At 67.7% G+C, this 17,800-nt stretch carries 16 protein-coding genes and 1 tRNA gene; 9 read left to right on the top strand and 8 right to left on the bottom strand.

Annotation, left to right across the window (positions count from 1 at the left end):
- Positions 1–8 precede the first annotated feature (8 nt).
- A complete protein-coding gene (locus C556_RS0103795) occupies positions 9–1,067 on the top strand; it encodes an acyltransferase family protein (RefSeq protein ID WP_018746902.1) in 1,059 nt (352 codons plus the stop codon).
- 166 nt (positions 1,068–1,233) lie between these two features.
- Here C556_RS0103795 and C556_RS0103800 read toward each other — a convergent pair whose 3' ends face one another.
- The 4 genes from C556_RS0103800 to rsmI all read right to left on the bottom strand — a co-directional run bounded on the left by C556_RS0103800 (position 1,234) and on the right by rsmI (position 3,348).
- A complete protein-coding gene (locus tag C556_RS0103800; protein ID WP_018746903.1) occupies positions 1,234–1,698 on the bottom strand; it encodes a DUF4262 domain-containing protein in 465 nt (154 codons plus the stop codon).
- A gap of 22 nt (positions 1,699–1,720) precedes the next feature.
- Positions 1,721–1,972, bottom strand: a complete 252-nt coding sequence (locus C556_RS22745; RefSeq protein WP_157235799.1) for a hypothetical protein — start codon at positions 1,970–1,972, stop codon at positions 1,721–1,723.
- Between the two features lie 376 nt (positions 1,973–2,348).
- Positions 2,349–2,433 (bottom strand) — tRNA-Leu (locus tag C556_RS0103810).
- 63 nt (positions 2,434–2,496) lie between these two features.
- Positions 2,497–3,348, bottom strand: a complete 852-nt coding sequence (gene rsmI, locus C556_RS0103815) for a 16S rRNA (cytidine(1402)-2'-O)-methyltransferase (RefSeq protein WP_018746905.1) — start codon at positions 3,346–3,348, stop codon at positions 2,497–2,499.
- A 78-nt stretch (positions 3,349–3,426) separates the two neighbouring features.
- Here rsmI and C556_RS0103820 point away from each other — a divergent pair, with 78 nt between their 5' ends.
- The 4 genes from C556_RS0103820 to C556_RS0103835 are packed head-to-tail and all read left to right on the top strand — an operon-like array spanning position 3,427 to position 6,198.
- Positions 3,427–4,635, top strand: coding sequence for a penicillin-binding protein activator (locus tag C556_RS0103820; RefSeq protein ID WP_018746906.1), 1,209 nt, complete (start codon positions 3,427–3,429; stop codon positions 4,633–4,635).
- A complete protein-coding gene (locus C556_RS0103825) occupies positions 4,632–4,970 on the top strand; it encodes a YraN family protein (RefSeq protein WP_018746907.1) in 339 nt (112 codons plus the stop codon). The genes C556_RS0103820 and C556_RS0103825 overlap by 4 nt, the downstream gene beginning before the upstream one ends.
- Positions 4,971–5,013: 43 nt before the next feature.
- Positions 5,014–5,604, top strand: a complete 591-nt coding sequence (locus C556_RS0103830; protein ID WP_018746908.1) for a phosphoheptose isomerase — start codon at positions 5,014–5,016, stop codon at positions 5,602–5,604.
- Complete coding sequence (locus C556_RS0103835) at positions 5,605–6,198, top strand: BON domain-containing protein (protein WP_018746909.1); 594 nt, start codon at positions 5,605–5,607, stop codon at positions 6,196–6,198.
- A gap of 96 nt (positions 6,199–6,294) precedes the next feature.
- Here C556_RS0103835 and C556_RS0103840 read toward each other — a convergent pair whose 3' ends face one another.
- Positions 6,295–6,903: an arylesterase gene (locus C556_RS0103840; protein ID WP_245559211.1), complete on the bottom strand. Its 609-nt coding sequence runs from the start codon at positions 6,901–6,903 to the stop codon at positions 6,295–6,297.
- A 64-nt stretch (positions 6,904–6,967) separates the two neighbouring features.
- On the opposite strand from C556_RS0103840, the gene C556_RS0103845 reads away from it, so the two are divergent.
- The 3 genes from C556_RS0103845 (at position 6,968) to C556_RS0103855 (ending at position 10,691) form a co-directional block, all read left to right on the top strand.
- On the top strand, positions 6,968–7,639 hold the full coding sequence (locus tag C556_RS0103845) for an ABC transporter ATP-binding protein (RefSeq protein WP_018746911.1): 672 nt from the start codon (positions 6,968–6,970) through the stop codon (positions 7,637–7,639).
- A complete protein-coding gene (locus C556_RS19215; protein WP_018746912.1) occupies positions 7,636–10,104 on the top strand; it encodes an ABC transporter permease in 2,469 nt (822 codons plus the stop codon). Before C556_RS0103845 ends, C556_RS19215 begins: the two co-directional genes overlap by 4 nt.
- Before the next feature lie 263 nt (positions 10,105–10,367).
- Positions 10,368–10,691 (top strand): hypothetical protein, encoded by a 324-nt coding sequence (locus tag C556_RS0103855; protein WP_018746913.1) that lies wholly within the window; start codon positions 10,368–10,370, stop codon positions 10,689–10,691.
- Between the two features lie 188 nt (positions 10,692–10,879).
- On the opposite strand, the gene recQ is transcribed toward C556_RS0103855, so the two are convergent.
- Entirely contained in the window at positions 10,880–12,676 is a 1,797-nt protein-coding gene (recQ, locus tag C556_RS0103860) for a DNA helicase RecQ (protein ID WP_018746914.1), read from the bottom strand.
- Positions 12,677–13,038: 362 nt separating this feature from the next.
- Here recQ and argS point away from each other — a divergent pair, with 362 nt between their 5' ends.
- Complete coding sequence (gene argS / locus C556_RS0103865; protein WP_018746915.1) at positions 13,039–14,757, top strand: arginine--tRNA ligase; 1,719 nt, start codon at positions 13,039–13,041, stop codon at positions 14,755–14,757.
- Positions 14,758–14,958: 201 nt separating this feature from the next.
- On the opposite strand, the gene C556_RS0103870 is transcribed toward argS, so the two are convergent.
- Entirely contained in the window at positions 14,959–16,461 is a 1,503-nt protein-coding gene (locus tag C556_RS0103870; RefSeq protein WP_018746916.1) for a DegQ family serine endoprotease, read from the bottom strand.
- 151 nt (positions 16,462–16,612) lie between these two features.
- Positions 16,613–17,473 (bottom strand): PIG-L deacetylase family protein, encoded by an 861-nt coding sequence (locus tag C556_RS19220; protein WP_018746917.1) that lies wholly within the window; start codon positions 17,471–17,473, stop codon positions 16,613–16,615.
- Positions 17,474–17,800 lie beyond the last annotated feature (327 nt).

Raw genomic sequence — 17,800 nt, forward strand, 5'->3', positions numbered from 1 at the left:
GGAGTCCCATGCAAAGCCGTTATTTCACCGCGCTCGAGGGTCTGCGCGGCGTGGTGGCCATCGCCATCATCTATTTCCATACCACCTACAGCTGGCCCGGCTACCTCGGGGTCGAGTTCTTCATGATGCTGTCGGGCTTCGTGATGGCGCACAGCTGTCTCGATCGGCCCGCACGGCCCGAAGGCGGATTGTTCGTGCTGCAACGCCTGGCGCGGCTTTATCCGCTGCACCTGCTGGGCCTGGCGCTGTTCGCCGCCAGCTACCTGCTGCGCTACGGGCAATGGCCCAGCTACGCCGACGGCACGCTGTTCACGCTGATCCAGCAATTGCTGTTGCTGCACAACGTGGGCTTCAACCCGCAAGGGCTGACCTGGAACTTCCCCGCGTGGAGCATCAGCATCGAAGTGTGGGTCAACCTGATCGTGTTCTTCGTGATCCCGCAACGGGTACGCAGCGTGCAATTGCTGCTGGGTGCGCTGGCGTGCTACCTGGTGATCTACAACCTGAGCCACCACCTGGACGTCCATCACACCTTGTACTGGGGTTGGCTGGCGGCCGGCATGGTGCGCGGCATGGCCGGCTTCCTGCTCGGCTGGTTCGCCTACCGCGTCAGCGGCCGGCTGGATCGCGTGGCCGGCCACGCCGTGGGCTGGAACCTGTTCGAACTGCTGCCGTTGCTGGCCCTGACGCCGATCCTGATGGGGCCGGTGCGCAACGCGCCGCTGGATTTCGTCGCGGTGATCCTGATCTTCGCCCTGATGCTGAGCCTGGCCCAGCAGCGCGGCCTGCTCAGCCGGCTGTTGTCGATCGCGCCGCTACAGTACCTCGGCCGCATCTCCTACGCCGTCTACCTGGTGCACATCCCCATCCAGAACGTGCTGTACGGCAACGAGATCGACATCCCGCACCTGGGCGCGTTGCCGTACCTGCTGTTGTTCAGCGGCTGCGTGCTGGTGGTGGCGTCGCTGGCGCATTTCTGGGTGGAACAGCCGGCGCGGCGCTGGTTCAAGGCGTGGCAGGCGCGCAGCGCCCAAGCCGGCAGCCTGGCGGTGACCGCCGGCGCCTGAGCGGGCGGGCGGCGTGTTTGCCGCCGCCCGTTGCCGGGTTCGTTTGCCGATCCAGGAAGCTTGTTTGTATGTATTACGAACGCTGGCGCCAGAACGTTTAGAAGACACCGGGAGGTTGCTGTGGTAATCAAGTCGCTGGCGCTACACCACCTATCCAGGCAGATGGCTAACGCACTTGGTCACACGGCGCAGCTCCTGGTATTGGCTGCCAGCGCTTGAACCAATCATCAGCCTCGTTCTCCCAAGGCCATACGCCGGATGTGTTCGGGTACACGATTTGATACGCGCGGAAGTTGGCGCCTTTGTACAGCCACAAAGCCCAGCCCAAATACGCCTTGTACGCGTCTTTAGGGAATTCCACGATCTTGCAATCGAAGCCTTCCAGCAGACCGCTGACCGAATCGCCTGGCTCGATCAACTCGCCCGATTGCAGCTTTGCGTAGCATTCATTGACCATAAATTGAGCCAGCTCCGGCTGGAGCCCAATCACAATCAATTCAGCATGTCCTATCGTTTGCTCGATCCCAATCGAGTAAGTAAATGGAGGCAGATCTTCCTCCTCCAGTACATGCAGGATGTGGAGCCCATATTGCTCTATGTCCGACAGCGCCTTTTCTTCCGTCGCATCCATTCCGATTCCGTAGATTTACGAGCTATAAGACGATGGCTGCTGAAATGCCAGTCAGCAAAAAGGAAACCAAGCCCCCTAAAAAGAAGTTGCTGGCATATTTCGTTTTCCGATAATTCAGGAGGCAAACAATCGGGACGATTACGGGAAAGAAAATGCATACCAAGCCCAGCTTTTCGTTAATCGTTGGCGCAGCCATCAAACCAAATATAAAACCGACAACGCTTAACATCAGCGCTGTTAAGCCAAGTACCAATGGAATCCAAATCATTTTCATACCTAAACAATGGTTTTTGGACAACGATTGACAGACGAATACTTAAAGTCATCCCCAATATCATTCAACCATATTGCCAGACTGCCCACCATCCCGACTACCCACAAGCCCTACCAGAATCACCATATGGGGGTTGTTGCCATTTCATTGACGTTGCGGGCCAGGGCAGGCACCGAGGCCGATGACCAAAAGGCGAAGCTGCGGCACAACGCTTGCTTGCTCATACCACGCCACAGATGATCGGGCGCTACATCCGAAACCGCCCCGGCAAGCTGGCCAAGTCCCCGTGCTGAGGACGTTTTGCGGAACGGGGTGGAATTTGCGGGATACTCCGCCAGAAAGCAAAAAACGCGGCTGGAAGCCGCGTTTTTCTTGATGGTGCCCGGGGTCGGACTCGAACCGACACGCCTTGCGGCGGGGGATTTTGAATCCCCTGCGTCTACCGATTTCGCCACCCGGGCAGGGAAGGGCGCAATTATGGCCGAAGCGCCCGACGGCTGGCAAGCCGGCCGGCCTTCATCCCGTTAGCTCGATTCGTCCTCGCCCTGGTCTTCGCCTTGCTTGAGGATCAGCGCCCGGGCGTAGAGGGTGTTGCGCGGGGCGCCGGTGATGGACTGGGCGAGGGCGACGGCCTGCTTCACCGGCAGCTCGGCTACCAGCGGCGCCAGCACGCGGTCGTGTTCGCCGGCTTCGCCGCTGTCGGCGGTCGCGGCCGGCGCGGCGTCGATCAGCAGCACGAATTCGCCGCGCTGCTGGTTGGCGTCGCCTTCGGCGAAGGCGGTCAGCTCGGCCAGCGGGGCGCGGCGGATGGTTTCGAAGGTCTTGGTCAGTTCGCGCGCCAGCACGACGGTGCGATCGCCACCGAACGCCTCGACCAGATCGGCCAGCGTTTCCAGGATGCGGTGCGGCGCTTCGTAGAACACCACCACGTAGGGCAGCGCGGCCAGCGGGGCGAGGGCGTCCTGGCGCTGTTTGCGCTTGGGCGGCAAAAATCCGTAGAACAGGGTGTGCGGGCAGGTGAAACCGGCGGCGGACAGCGCGGTGGTCAGCGCGCTGGCGCCGGGCACCGGCACCACCGGGTAGCCGGCGGCGTGCACCGCGGCCACCAGTTGCGCGCCGGGGTCGGAGATCGCGGGCGTGCCGGCGTCCGATACCTGGGCGACGGCCTCGCCGGCGGCCAGACGGGCGATCAGCTTGTCGGCCATGGCGCGTTCGTTGTGCTCGCGCAGGCTGACCATCGGGGTGCCGATGCCGAAGTGCTTGAGCAACTGCCCGGTGACGCGGGTGTCCTCGGCGGCGATCACGTCGGCCTGGGCCAGCACCTCGCGCGCGCGGGCCGAGAAATCCCGCAGGTTCCCGATGGGAGTGGCCACCACATATAATGCAGGCCTTGTGATTTGGAAGGGCTCGTTATGCACGCTCTCGGTCTCCTCGCGCGGCGCTGTCGGCGCCTGATGGCGTTCGCACTATACGGCGCGGTCCTGGTGGCGGCCAGCGGTTGCGCCTCGTCGCCCGCCCCGCAGGCGAGCACGCCGCCGATCCTCCAGCCGGTGCCGACGCCGATGCCCACCCCGGTGGTGGAACTGCGACCGTTGCAGGACGAAGCGCCCGCGCAGTCCGCACCGCTGCCCGAAGCCGGCGCGACGCCGACCCCCGCGCCGCAGCGCGGCCCGGCCTTCATCGCGCTGCTGCTGCCGACCCAGTCCAAGGCGTGGCGCGCCGCCGCCGAGACCATCCGCGCCGGCGCGATGTCGGCCGAACGCACCCTGGCCGCGCCGGGCACGCCGCCGCTGCGCACCATCGATACCTCGGACAACGAGCAGGACATCCTGGCCGCGTTCCAGCGTGCCCAGGCCGAAGGCGCGGTGGCGGTGATCGGTCCGCTGACCAAGACGGCGGTGGCCTATGTGGCCGACAACGCACAGTTCGACTTCCCGGTGATCGCGCTGAACAGCTTTTCCGAGGAGACGCTGCGCCGCCCCCATCTCTACAGCTTCAGCCTGTCGGTCGAAGCCGAGGCGCAGCAGGCCGCGCGCTTCGTCGCCGAGCAGGGCGTGAACCGCCCGGTGGTGATCCTGGGCGACGGCGTGCTGGCGCGGCGCATGGGGCAGGGCTTCATCGACGGCTGGCGCGCCGACCGCAACGCCGCGCCGAGCACGCTGACGGTGGAAGGCACCGACTACGCGGGCCTGCGCGCCCAGCTGGACGCCAGCGGCGCCGACGGCATCTTCCTCGCCACCGACACCCGCGCCGCGCGGCGCATCCGCCCGTTCCTGGGCAACATGCTGCCGGTGTTCGCCACCAGCCAGATCGATCCGGGCGGCCTGGGCGCGACGACGCTGGTGGATCTGGCCGGCATCCGCTTCCTCGATATCCCGTGGCTGGCCGATCCGGACAACCCGACCTACGACTTCTACAAGCGCGCCCGCGGCAAATCCAACGACCTGGAGCGTCTGTTCGCGCTGGGCGTGGACGCGTGGCGGCTGGCGATCGTGCTGCGCGATACCCAGCCCGCCGCGGTGCGTATCGACGACGGCCTGACCGGGCGCCTGACCATCGGTGCCGACGGCGTGGTTCAGCGCACGCTGGTGCCGCGCACCCTGACCGCCGCCCGTGCCGACGCGGTGCCCGAGGCGCCGCCGGTGGAGCCGCTGCCGCAGTGAGCGGACGTGGCGCGGCGGCCGAAGCGCAGGCCGCCGACTACCTGGCGCGTCATGGCCTGAAGATCGTGGCGCGCAACTGGCGCTGCCGCCAGGGCGAGATCGACCTGATCGCGCGCGATGGCGACACGCTGGTGTTCGTCGAGGTGCGCGCCAGGGCGCAAAGCCGCTTCGGCGGTGCCGCCGCCAGCATCACCGCCGCCAAGCAGGCCCGCGTGGTCAACGCCGCCCGGCACTACCTGCAAACCGTCTCCCCGCTGCCGCCCTGCCGCTTCGATGCCGTGTGCATCGACGGCGAGCGGCTGCAATGGTTGAAAGCGTGTTTCGACGCGGGCTGAGTCGCGTCGCCGCTCATCAAGCCTTTTCACAAGGATCGTTGGAATGGAATTGACCGAACGGGTGCGTCAGCACTTCTTCGACAGCATTGCCGCCAAGGAGGCCGCGATGGAGCTGCTGTCGCCCGCCATCGCCGCGGCGGCGGAAAAAATGATGCAGTCGCTGATCATGGACGGCAAGCTGCTGGCTTGCGGCAACGGCGGCTCGGCGGCCGATTCGCAGCACTTCGCCTCGGAGATGGTGGGGCGCTTCGAGCGCGAGCGGCCGGGCCTGGCCGCGCTGGCGCTGTCCACCGATTGCTCGTCGCTGACCGCCATCGGCAACGACTACGACTTCGACCTGGTGTTCTCCAAGCAGGTGCATGCGCTGGGCCGCGCCGGCGACTTGCTGCTGGCGATCTCGCCGTCGGGCAACGCGGCCAACGTGATCGCCGCCATCCACGCCGCGCACGACCGGCAGATGGGCGTGGTGGCGCTGACCGGGCGCGACGGCGGCCAGATCGGGGAACTGCTGGCGGGCGACGATATCCATCTGTGCGTGCCCTCCAACCGGACGGCGCGCATCCAGGAAGTGCACATCACCATCATCCATGCCCTGTGCGATGCGGTGGATTACTTGTTGTTGGGAGGCGAATAAATGAAACGGAAGCTGGTTGCCCTGGCGTTGGCGGGCGTGGTGGGGTTGTCGGCGTGCGTGCCGATGGTGTTCGTGGCCGGCGCCGCGGTCGGCGCGCTGGTCGGCTCCGATCCGCGCAATGCGCAGACCATCAAGGGCGACGTGGACCTGGGGGCCAATATCTCCGCCAAAGTGATCGACACCTATCGCGAGCGCGCCCACGTCAACGTCAATGTGTTCAACGCCCACGTGCTGCTCACCGGCGAACTGCCGGACGACGCGGCGCGGCAGAACGTGGCGCAGATCGCCGCCACCTGGCCCGGCGTGCGCGCGGTGTACAACGAGACGGTGGTCGCGCCGCCGTCGTCCAGCACCGACCGGCTCAACGACACCCAGCTCACCGCGCGGGTGAAGACCGCCATCCTGACCGAGGCGGGCGACGTGACCTCGATCCATTTCCTGATCACCACCGAGCGCAAGGTGGTCTACCTGATGGGCCTGGCCACCCCCGACCTGACCGAGCGTGCGGCGCGCGCCGCCAGCTTTGTCGGCGGCGTCGAGCGCGTGGTGAAATACGTGGAAGTGCTGCCGGAAGCCAAGAACAAGGCCAAGTGACATTGGCGAGAGGGCCAACGAAAAACGGCGCAGTCATGCGCCGTTTTTCGTTGGAGCTGATCGCCGAGGGCCGCGGTTTATAGCGGCTACCCGGAGTCACGGCCTGGCGAGCAACGGCTTCAGGTCGGCGGCGATCATCTTCGCCAGCAGCGGCTGCGCCTCGGCGGTGGGGTGCAGCTGGTCGTTCTGGAACATCGTCGGCCGCTCGATCACCGGCGCCAGCAGGAACGGCGTCAGGCCGGTGCGGTATTGCCGGGCCAGCGCGGGATAGATCTGCGCGAACGCGGCGGTGTAGTCGGGGCCGTAGTTGGGCGGCATCTGCATGCCCACCAGGTGCACCTTGGCGCCGGCGCGCTGCGCCGCCGCGATCATCGCCGCCAGGTTGTCGCGCGCCGCGTTCACCGGCAGCCCGCGCAGGCCGTCGTTGGCGCCCAGTTCGAGGATGACGATACTCGGGCTATGCTGTTTCAAGGCGGTGGGGAACCGGGTACGCCCGCCGGCGGTCGTTTCGCCGGAGACACTGGCGTTCACCACCCGGTAGTGCTTGCCCTGGCGGGCCAGTTCCGTGCCCAGCAGATTGGGCCAGGCCGCCTTGGCCTCGATGCCGTAGCCGGCGGACAGGCTGTCGCCGAACACCAGCAGAACCGGGTCCGCCGCGCGCGCGGCGGGCACCGCCGCAACCATAAGCAGGGCCAACAGCCCCATCCAGAAACGCCAACACCCGCGAAGGCCAGTCATAGTGAATTCCATTGCCGATCGTTCTTCCTTCATGCTCGAGGCGCAGGGCCTGGGCAAGCATGTCGTTGCCGCCAACGAGGCACTCGACATCCTTGCCGACGTTTCGTTCGGCCTGCCGGCGGGGGCCAGCCTGGCCATCGTCGGCGCCAGCGGCTCCGGCAAGTCTACCCTGTTGTCGCTGCTGGCTGGCCTGGACGCCCCCAGCCGCGGCACGGTGCGGCTGGCCGGCGAGGAGCTGGGCACGCTCGACGAAGATGGCCGCGCCTTGCTGCGCGGGCGCGTGGCCGGTTTCGTGTTCCAGTCGTTCCAGCTGTTGCCGGAATTGAGCGCGCTGGAGAACGTGATGCTGCCGCTGGAACTCGCCGGACGTCGTGACGCGGCGCAGGTGGCCGGGCAATGGCTGGATCGGGTGGGGCTGGCGGCGCGGCGCGACCACACGCCGCGCACGCTGTCGGGCGGCGAGCAGCAGCGCGTGGCGCTGGCGCGCGCCTTCGCCCCGGGGCCGCAGGTGCTGTTCGCCGACGAGCCCACCGGCAGCCTGGATACCCACACCGGCGAGCGCGTCGCCGACCTGCTGTTCGAGCTGAACGCGGCCAGCGGCACCACGCTGGTGCTGGTCACCCACGACGAGCGGCTGGCGGCGCGCTGCGGCGCGCGGTTGCGGTTGGCGGCGGGCCGCGTGATCGAGCAGGTGAATGCATGAAGACCGCCACCCTGGTGCTGGCATGGCGGCAGTTCCTGCGCGGCCTGCGCGCCGGCGAGCACCGCACCCTGATCGCCGCGCTGACGGTGACCATCGCCGCGCTGACCGCGGTCGGGCTGTTCGCCGGGCGCGTCAGCGGCCTGCTCAACTCCGAAGCCAACAACCTGCTGGCCGCCGACGCCGTGGTCTCCGCCGACCAGCCGCTGCCGGCGGCGCTGCGCCAAGCCGCCGAGGCGCGCGGCCTGACCACCAGCCAGACCCAGACCTTCCCGTCGATGGTGTCGGCCAACGGCGACGCCGCGCTGTCCACGCTCAAGGCCATCGCCGGACCGTACCCGCTGCGCGGCACACTGACGCTGAACGCCGGTCGCGGCGACTACACGGTCGACGCGGCACCGGCGCCGGACGTGGTGTGGGTGGACGATCGCCTCGCCAACCGGCTGCGGCTCAAGGTGGGCGACGCAGTGCGCGTCGGCCGGCTGGAGATGAAGGTGGGCGCGCTGATCGTGCGCGAGCCCGACATCGCCGTCGATTTCGCCGGCTTGCAGCCGCGCCTGATCATGAACGCCGAGCAGTTGCCGCAATCCGGCCTGATCGGCTTCGGCAGCCGCATCCGCTATCGCCTGCTGGTGGCCGGCGAGGCGCCGGCGGTGGCGCAGTGGCGCGCCGAGGTGGACCAGCAATTGACGCGCGGCCAGCGGCTGGAGGACGTGCGCGAATCGCAGCCGCAGGTGCGCCGCGCGCTGGAACGCGCCGAGACCTTCCTGCGGCTGGTCACGCTGCTGGCCGCCACCCTGGCCGGCACGGCGGTGCTGCTGGCGGCGCGGCGCTACAGCGCCAAGCAGGCCGACGCGGTGGCGCTGTTCGTCACCCTGGGCGCCACCCGCGCGCGCATCCGTGGCCTGCTGCTGGCCGAACTGGCGCTGATCTTCGGTCTGGCGGCGGCGTTGGGCGGAGCCATAGGCTGGCTCACCCAGGAAGCGCTGGCGCTGCTGGTCCGCGACAACCTGCCCGACGCGCTGCCCTTGCCCACGCCGTGGCCGTGGCTGGCCGCGTGCGCGCTCGGGCTGGTGCTGCTGGCGGGCGTGGCCGGGCCGACGCTGATGCAGCTGGCGCGCACCCCGCCGGCGCGGGTGCTGCGGCGCGAGCTGACCGCGCCGGCGCGGCTGTGGCTCAGCCTGCTGGTCACCCTGGGTGCGGCGGCCGCCGTGTTCCTGTGGGTGGCGGGCGACGCGCGGCTGGCGCTGTACGTGGCGGGCGGCATCGTCGGCGCGGTGGCGGTGTCCGGGCTGGTGGGCTGGCTGCTGCTGTGGCTGGTGTCGCGCTTCGCCAACGGCTTCGCCGCGCGCATCGCATTGCGGCAACTGGCGCGGCGCATCTGGCTGTCGGCGGCGCAACTGGGCGCGCTGGCGGTCGGGCTGCTGGGGCTGTGGCTGCTGACCGCGGTCGAGCGCGATCTGCTGTCGGCGTGGGAGCGGCGCCTGCCGGCGGACGCGCCCAACGTCTTCGCCTTCAATATCCAGCCGGATCAGGCGCGCGCCTTCCAGGATGCGCTGACGGCGGGGCAGGTGAAGGACGCGGTGCTGCAACCGATGATCCGTGGGCGCTGGGTGGAGCGGAACGGCCAGCCGGTGCAGCCGCGCGGCTACGACGACGAGCGCGCGCGGCGACTGGCCGAGCGCGAGTTCAACCTGTCGTGGGGCGAGATGCTGCGCGAGGACAACCGGCTCACCGCCGGCAAGCCGCTGGCGGGCGAGGGCTGGTCGGTCGAGGCCGGGCTGGCGGAAACGCTGGGCATCCGCCTGGGCGACACACTGACCTTCGACGTGGCCGGCACCCGGGTCGCCGGCAAGGTGGTCAACCTGCGCACCGTCGAGTGGGATTCGTTCCGGGTGAACTTCTTCGTGGTCGGCACGCCCGCGATGTTCGCCGACGCGCCGACCAGCCTGATCACCAGCTTCCATCTGCCGCCCGAGCGTCGCGCCGAGGTGGCGCAGTGGTCGCGTGCCTTTCCCAACGTGACCTTCATCGATGTCGGCGAGGTGCTGGGCGAGGTGCGGCGGGTGCTGGGCCTGTCGGCCAGCGTGCTGCGGCTGGTGTTCGTGTTCTGCCTGGCCGCTGGCGTGGTGGTGCTGCTGGCCGCGCTGGAAACCTCTGCCCCCGAGCGACGGCGCGAAGCGGCGGTGCTGCGCGCGCTGGGCGCGCACAGCCGGCAGATCGCCGCCATCCAGTGGTGGGAAGGCGCGCTGATCGGCGCCACCGCCGGGCTGGTCGCCGGCCTGGCCGCCAGCGTCACCGGCTGGGCGGTGGGGCGGCAGGTACTGGAACTGCCGGTTTCCTTCAACGCCTGGCTGCCGCTGGCCAGCCTGCTGGCCGGCCTGGTGCTCGCCGGCGGCGTGACGCTGTGGGAACGACGCCGGCTGTCGCGCGAATCGGCGCTGGGGTTGCTGCGCGATCCTTCGTAGCTGGCAGACAAACCCCAAATCTTGGACCACAGAGAACACAGAGGACACGGAGTTACACAGAGAAAGGCAAGACAGAGAAAACGCTTCATCACCCATGAAGGTTTTCTCCGTGATGCTCTGTGTTCTCAGTGTTCTCTGTGTTTCAAGACTTGGGGTTTCAACCACCCCCATGCGCCCCAGGCATATCGGCCATGCACAATCGCGGAACAATGGGCGGGGCCGGTTTGATTTATGCTGCCGTCACAGAGCGACGGAGAACGACAATGCCCAATTGGTACGTGGATAACGTGGTGCCGCTGTTGGTGGCGGCGGCGGTGGTCTGCCTGGTGTGCTACACGCTGCTGGCGCGGCTGCTGTTCGACTATATCTCGCGCAACTATGGCGACCTGCTGCCCAAGCGCGAAAGCTGGGTGCACGGCGACGACATCGCCATGGGCTTCGTCACCACGCTGGGCGACATCAGCCGCAGCGGCAACTGGCGCCGCATCGAAAGCGCCTTCTGGCGCCGCCTGTTCGTCGCCAACAAAGTGATTGGCTGGACAGGCGTGCTGTCGCTGACGGTGTTTCTGGCGGGGTTCTTCGTTTAGCGGGGCTGGAACCCCAAATCTTGGACCACAGAGAACACGAAGAACACAGAGCATCACGGAGAAAACCTTCATGGGGATGAAGTGTTCTCTCCTTGTTTTGCCTTCCTCTGTGAAACTCCGTGTCCTCTGTGTTCTCTGTGGTCCAAGATTTGGGGTTTCAACCCCGCAAACAGTCTCCCGCCCCGCCGCTACAGATGCTGCGAGATCACCGCCAGGAAGTCGTCGCCGTATTTCTCCAGCTTGCGGTCGCCCACGCCGGAGATGCGTGACAGCTCGTAGTGGTCGCCCGGGCGTTGGCGCACCATTTCCTTGAGCGTGGCGTCGCCGAAGATCACGTAGGCCGGAACGTTCTGCTCGTCGGCGAGTTCCTTGCGGCGCTTGCGCAGCGCCTGCCACAGCGCGCTGTCGGCCGGATTGTCGAAGCCGCTGTCGCGCTCGCCGCGATAGTGGAATTTCTCGGTGCGCGCGCGCAGGTAGAGCGGCTCTTCGCCGCGCAGGAAGGCGCGGGCGCTGTCGGTCATCTCCAGCCCGCCGTGTCCTTCGGCGTTCAACCGCAGCGCGCCGCGCGCCAGCAATTGCCGGTATACCGCGCGCCAGGTCGGCTCGTCGATGTCCTTGCCGATGCCGAAGGTGGAGACGCGGTCGTGGCAGAACTCCTTCACCTTGGGCGACAGCTTGCCCTGCAACACGTCCACCAGATGGCCGACGCCGAAGCGGTTGCCGGTGCGGAACACGCACGACAGCGCCTTCTGCGCGGCTTCGCTGCGCTCGATCAGCTTGGGCGGGTTCAGGCAGTTGTCACAGTTGCCGCAGGGGCGGGTTTCCTCGCCGAAGTAGCCCAGGATCGCCACGCGGCGGCAGCCGGTGGCCTCGCACAGGCCCAGCATCGCCGACAGCTTGCTGCGCTCGACGCGTTTCTGCTCCTCGGCGCTGGCGCCGCCTTCGATCATCTCGGTCAGCAGCATCACGTCGTTCAGGCCATAGGCCATCCAGGCGTCGGCGGGCTGGCCGTCGCGGCCGGCGCGGCCGGTTTCCTGGTAGTAGTTCTCGATGCTCTTGGGCAGGTCCAGGTGGGCGACGAAGCGCACGTCCGGCTTGTCGATGCCCATGCCGAAGGCGATGGTCGCCACCATCACCACGCCTTCGTCGCGGATGAAGGTCTGCTGGTTCCTGGCGCGGGTCTGCGCATCCATGCCGGCGTGGTAGGGCAGGGCCTTGATCTCTTTTTCGCGCAGCCAGGCGGCGGTGTCCTCCACCTTTTTGCGCGACAGACAGTAGACGATGCCCGAGTCGCCCTCGTGCTCGCGGCGGATGAAGGTGAGCAACTGCTCGCGCGCGCTCTTCTTCTCGACGATGGTGTAGCGCAGGTTGGGGCGGTCGAAGCTGGAGACGAACTGGCGCGCCGCTTCCAGGCGCAGCCGCAGGATCATCTCCTGGCGTGTGGCATGGTCGGCGGTGGCGGTGAGCGCGATGCGCGGCACGCCGGGGAACTCGTCGGCCAGCACCGACAGCGCCAGGTATTCCGGGCGGAAGTCGTGGCCCCAGGCCGAGACGCAGTGCGCCTCGTCGATGGCGAACAGGCCGATCCGCGCGCGGTGCAGCAGGCTCTGGAAGCGCGGCGTCACCAGCCGCTCCGGCGCCACGTACAGCAGCTTGAGTTCGCCGGCGACGAAGGCGCGCTCCACTTCGCGCGCCTCGTCGGCGTCCAGCGTGGAATTGAGGAAGGCGGCGGCCACGCCCAGTTCCTTGAGCGCGTCCACCTGATCCTGCATCAGCGCGATCAGCGGCGACACCACCACCCCGCAACCTTCGCGCAGCAAGGCCGGCACCTGGTAGCACAGCGACTTGCCGCCGCCGGTCGGCATCAGTACCAGCGCGTCGCCGCCGGCCGCCACGTGGTCGACGATGGCCGCCTGTTCGCCGCGGAAGGCGCGGTAGCCGAAGACGTGTTCGAGAAGATGCAGGGCGGGGGATGGAGCGGACATGCGGCCAGGAAGGATGAGGCGGGGGCCAAAGCCGGGATTGTACCCTCGCGGGCGGTCGGGGGCTTGTTGGGGTGGGACAAACAAACCCCAAATCTTCAAATCCTGAATTTCTCAAACCCCAAATCTTGAAACACAGAGAACACGAAGAACACAGAGGATCACAGAGAAAACCGGAATCGACTTTCAAGTGTGATCCGCAGCGGCCCCCGGCTTGGTCTTGCTCCGTGACCCTCCGTGTTCTCTGTGCCCTCTGTGTTTCAAGATTTGGGGTTCAGCCATCCCGGCCGAGCACCTCCCCTCGTGGCCCGCCTGCCCGATCCGGTAGAATGGCGGCCTTTCCCCAGCTTTTCCGAGATTTATCGATGACTGTCCACGAACTGCTTTCCGCGCGCGTCGCCGAGGCGCTGGCCGCCGCTGGCGCGCCGGACGCGCCGCCCGTCGTGCAACCCTCGTCCAAGCCGGAGTTCGGCGACTACCAGGCCAACGGGGTGATGGGGGCGGCCAAGGCGCTCAAGACCAACCCGCGCGAACTGGCGGCCAAGGTGGTGGCGGCGCTGCAACTGGACGGCATCGCCGACAAGGTGGAGATCGCCGGCCCCGGCTTCATCAACATCACGCTGTCCAGCGGCTTCCTGGCCGACACCGTGGCGCGGCAACAGGCCGACGTGCGCCTGGGCTGCGGCGCGCGCCAGCCGGCCAAGGTGGTGATCGACTACTCGTCGCCCAACCTGGCCAAGGAGATGCACGTGGGGCATCTGCGCTCCACCATCATCGGCGATGCGCTGGCGCGGGTGCTTACCTTCCGCGGCGATCAGGTGATCCGCCAGAACCACGTCGGCGACTGGGGCACCCAGTTCGGCATGCTGACCGCCTTCCTGGTGGAGACCGAGCAGGCCGGCAACGACGAGCTGGCGCTGGACGACCTGGAAGGCTTCTATCGCGCCGCCAAGCAGCGCTTCGATGAGGACGCGGCCTTCGCCGATCTGGCGCGCGACTACGTGGTCAAGCTGCAGGGCGGCGACGTGCGGGTGCGCGCGTTGTGGCAACGCTTCCTGGAGGTGTCGCTGGCGCATTGCGAAGCGGTGTACGACCGACTGAACGTGCAGCTCACCCGCGACGACGTGATGGGCGAATCGGCCTACAACGACGACCTGCCGCGCGTGGTGGCCGACCTGAAGGCCAAGGGCCTGGTCACCGAGGACCAGGGCGCCCAGGTGGTGTACCTGGAGGAATTCAGGAGCAAGGAAGGCGAGGCGCAGGCCTACATCGTGCAGAAGCAGGACGGCGGCTATTTGTATTCCACCTCCGACCTGGCCGCGCTGCGCCATCGCTTCGGCACGTTGCACGCCAACCGTCTGCTGTACGTGGTCGATGCGCGCCAGGGCCTGCACTTCCAGCAGGTGTTCGTGCTGGGGCGCAAGGCCGGCTATATCGACGACAGCGTCGCCACCGAGCACGTGGCGTTCGGCACCATGATGGGCGAGGACGGCAAGCCGTTCAAAACCCGTTCCGGCGGCACGGTCAAGCTGGTGGAACTGCTGGACGAGGCCGAGCGCCGCGCCTTCGATCTGGTCAGCGAAAAGAACCCCGACCTGCCCGAGGCCCAGCGCCGCACCATCGCGCGCGCGGTGGGCATCGGCGCGGTGAAATACGCCGATCTGTCCAAGCACCGCACCAGCGATTACATCTTCGACTGGAACACCATGTTGTCCTTCGAGGGCAACACCGCGCCGTACCTGCAGTATGCCTACACGCGGATGGCCAGCATCTTCCGCGCCGCGGGCGAGTTCGACCGTCACGCGCGGCTGTTGCCGGTCGAGCCGGCCGAGCACGCGCTGGCGCTGCAACTGGCGCAGTTCCCCGACCTGCTGGCGCAGGTGTCGGGCGAAACCTGCCCGCACTTCCTCTGCGGCTACCTGTACCAGTTGGCCACGCGCTTCAGCCGCTTCTATGAGGCGTGCCCGGTGCTCAAGGCCGAGGGCGAGGTGCGCGCCAGCAGGCTGGCGCTGTGCGCCGCAGCGGCCAACACCCTCAGGACCGGCCTGGGCCTGCTGGGCATCGAGGTGCTGGACGCCATGTGATCCGGCGGCCGGCGATCCGGTGGCCGGCGCTCCGGCGAGAAGGCCCGCGGCGACGCGGGCTTTTTTGCGGGCAAAAAAAGTGGCCCCGGGGAGGGGCCACAACCACGATGCCTTGCGTCGATTCAAGGGTCGAGGGGGATGAAGGAGTGTCGGCACTGCGTACCGGGCAACCCGCCGACCGGGGCTGCCCGGGTGAAGCAACTAACCGAGGTCGAGCGGGATGAAGATTTGCGCTTCGCCGCGTTGCACCAGCAAGGCAATGTGTTCGCCGGCCTTGCCGATCAACTGGCGCAGCTGCGACATGTCCTTGACCGTGGCGCCGTTCACCGCCAGCACCACGTCGCCCGGCTCGATACCGGCGCGCGCGGCGGGGCCGGTCGCGTCCTGCACCACCAGCCCGCCGTTCAGGCCGCTGCTGTTGCGCTCCTGCGGCGACAGCGGCCGCAGCGACAGGCCGAGCTTGCCGGCGGCGGTCGGCGCGGCATTGCTGGCCACCTGGTCGGTCTTCATCTCGCCGACGCGCACATTCAGATCCTGTTCCTTGCCGTTGCGCCAGATGCGCAGCGTGGCGCTGCTGCCGGGGGCGGTGTTGGCCACCAGCGGCGGCAGGTCGGCGGAGCCGTCGATCTGGCGCTCGTTGAACTTGAGGATGATGTCGCCGGGCTTGAGGCCGGCCTTGGCGCCCGCGCCCTGGTCGTCCACGCCGGACACCAGCGCGCCGTGCGGCGATTTCAGGCCGAACGACTGCGCCAGCGACTGGTTCACGTCCTGGATCGCCACACCGAGCTGGCCACGCGTGACCTTGCCCTTGCTGACGATCTGCGCCTGCACGTTGCGCGCCACGTCGATGGGAATGGCGAACGACAGGCCCTGGAAGCCGCCGCTGCGCGAGTAGATCTGCGAATTGATGCCGACCACTTCGCCGTTCATGTTGAACAGCGGGCCGCCGGAATTGCCCGGATTGACCGCGGCGTCGGTCTGGATGAAGGGCACATAGCCGTCGTCGGGCAGCGAGCGCGACTTGGCCGAGACGATGCCGGCGGTGACCGAGTTCTCGAAGCCGAACGGCGAGCCGATGGCCAGCACCCAGTCGCCGACGCGGGTGCTGTCGGGGTTGCCGAGCTTCACGGTGGGCAGATCCTTGGCCTGGATGCGCAGCACGGCGATGTCGCTGACCTTGTCCAGGCCCAGCACCTTGGCCTTGAACTCGCGCTTGTCGGTGAGCTTGACCGTGACTTCGTCGGCGTCGGCCACCACGTGCGCATTGGTCAGGATCAGGCCGTCGGCGCTGACGATGAAGCCGGAGCCCAGGCCGCGGATCGGCGTCGGCCGTTGCAGGCGCGGGCCGAAATGGCGGAAGAACTGCGACAGCGGATCGTCGTCGTCCAGGTCGGGCAAGCCGCCGCCGGCGGCGGTCTTGGTCATGCCGGTGACGCTGATGTTGACCACGGCCGGGCCGTAGCGCGCCACGATGTCGCCGAACTGCGGCAGGCCGGCGCGGGCGCCGGCGATCGGCGGCGCGGCCGGTGCGGGGGGCGCGGCCACGGCGGGCGCCAGGGCGGCAGCGGGTTCCACCGAAGCGTCGGCACGGGGCAGGAAGCGGTCGCCCATCACCGCCACCGCGCCGCCGAGCACGGCGGCCAGGGTCAGAGCCAGCAGCTTCTGGCTGAAAGCCAGGCCGGAACGGGTCGTCGATTGGACCATGTGGACCTCCACGGGGAATGGATGGGGTCCAGCATAAGCGGCACAGACTTAAGCCTTCCTTAAGAGCATTCCGTACTCGGCGCCGGGCGGCGCCAAAGAAAAACGGCTGCCGAAGCAGCCGTGTTTCCGTCGAGCCGGTGTGGATCGAATGTCAGGCCAGCACGGCCTTGATGTCGTCCTGCTCGGCGATGGTGTACTTGCGGTCGTTGTCGGCGATGGCGCGGCCGTCGAACTGGGCCACCTTGTAGATGGTGCCGAAGCTGAATTCCGGCGCGGCGACACCCTGGCCGCCACACACTTCGGCGCCGCGACGCACGTTGTCGGCCATCCAGCCGGTCAGGCGCAGGTGGTACGGGTTGCGTTCCACTTCGCCCACGTGGCAGGCCAGCGCGGCGATCAGGTCGGCGGTGTCGGTGACAGTGGTGGCGATCAGCGCGTTGGGCGCATCCATCTGGCGCCAGAACTCGCTCAGCGCCACGGTGCAGCGATGGTTGACCTGCTTGAGCGCATCGACCACCAGGAAGTGGGTGCCGATGTGCGCCGAGTGGTAGTCGTTGTCGTGCGGGAACACGCAGACGGCGGGTTGGTATTCCTCGATCAGCTTGGCGACGGCGTTGACCTTCTCGGCCCAGGCGGTCGGATCGTCGTTGCGGGTCTTGAGGCCGACGCTCATCAGGCCGCCGGGGATGGTCTCGCGCAGATCCCAGCCCAGGTAGTCGCAGGCGTTCTTCAGTTCGACCCAGCGTTCCGGCTGGCGCTTCAGGTTGGAGCCCTGGGTCACCGCCACGTTGACCACGCGATAGCCCGCTTCGCGCGCCAGGCGCAGCGGCAGCGCGCCGATGATGCATTCGTCGTCCGGGTGCGGTGCGAAGATCATGACCACGGGCGCGTCGTCGGCCACCGGGGCGCGGGCGGGCAGGTTGAGGCCGTCCAGGCTGGAGAACAACGGCGCATCCTTGCTTTGCAGGATCTTGTCGTGGTCGGCGACGATGTCGAGGTAGGGGTTGCTCATGAATACTCCGGGTGAAAGTGGGCGGATTTCGCCCGTCGGAAACAGGGGGAGTATAGGCGCTTTGCCCAGCGCGCCCAAGCGTCGGGAGCCGGCCTGCTTGATCTTCGGCAAGCCAGTCGGGGCGCGGCTTGCGGGCCGGGTGGCCGCGATGCCGGACGGGGTGTGCCGGGCCCGCGGACAAGCGCGGCCGACAAAGCCCTCCAGGCTGCGTCGCACGCGGCGCCGGGCTGAACCTGCCGTACCACTTGCACTGTCTGCGTTGCGCGCTTCGTGCCAGGAGCGCTGCGCTGGGTTTTGTCCGCCGCTCCAAATGAACCGGGTGGCGCC

The organism is Chitiniphilus shinanonensis DSM 23277 (assembly GCF_000374805.1).
Classification (GTDB): domain Bacteria; phylum Pseudomonadota; class Gammaproteobacteria; order Burkholderiales; family Chitinibacteraceae; genus Chitiniphilus; species Chitiniphilus shinanonensis.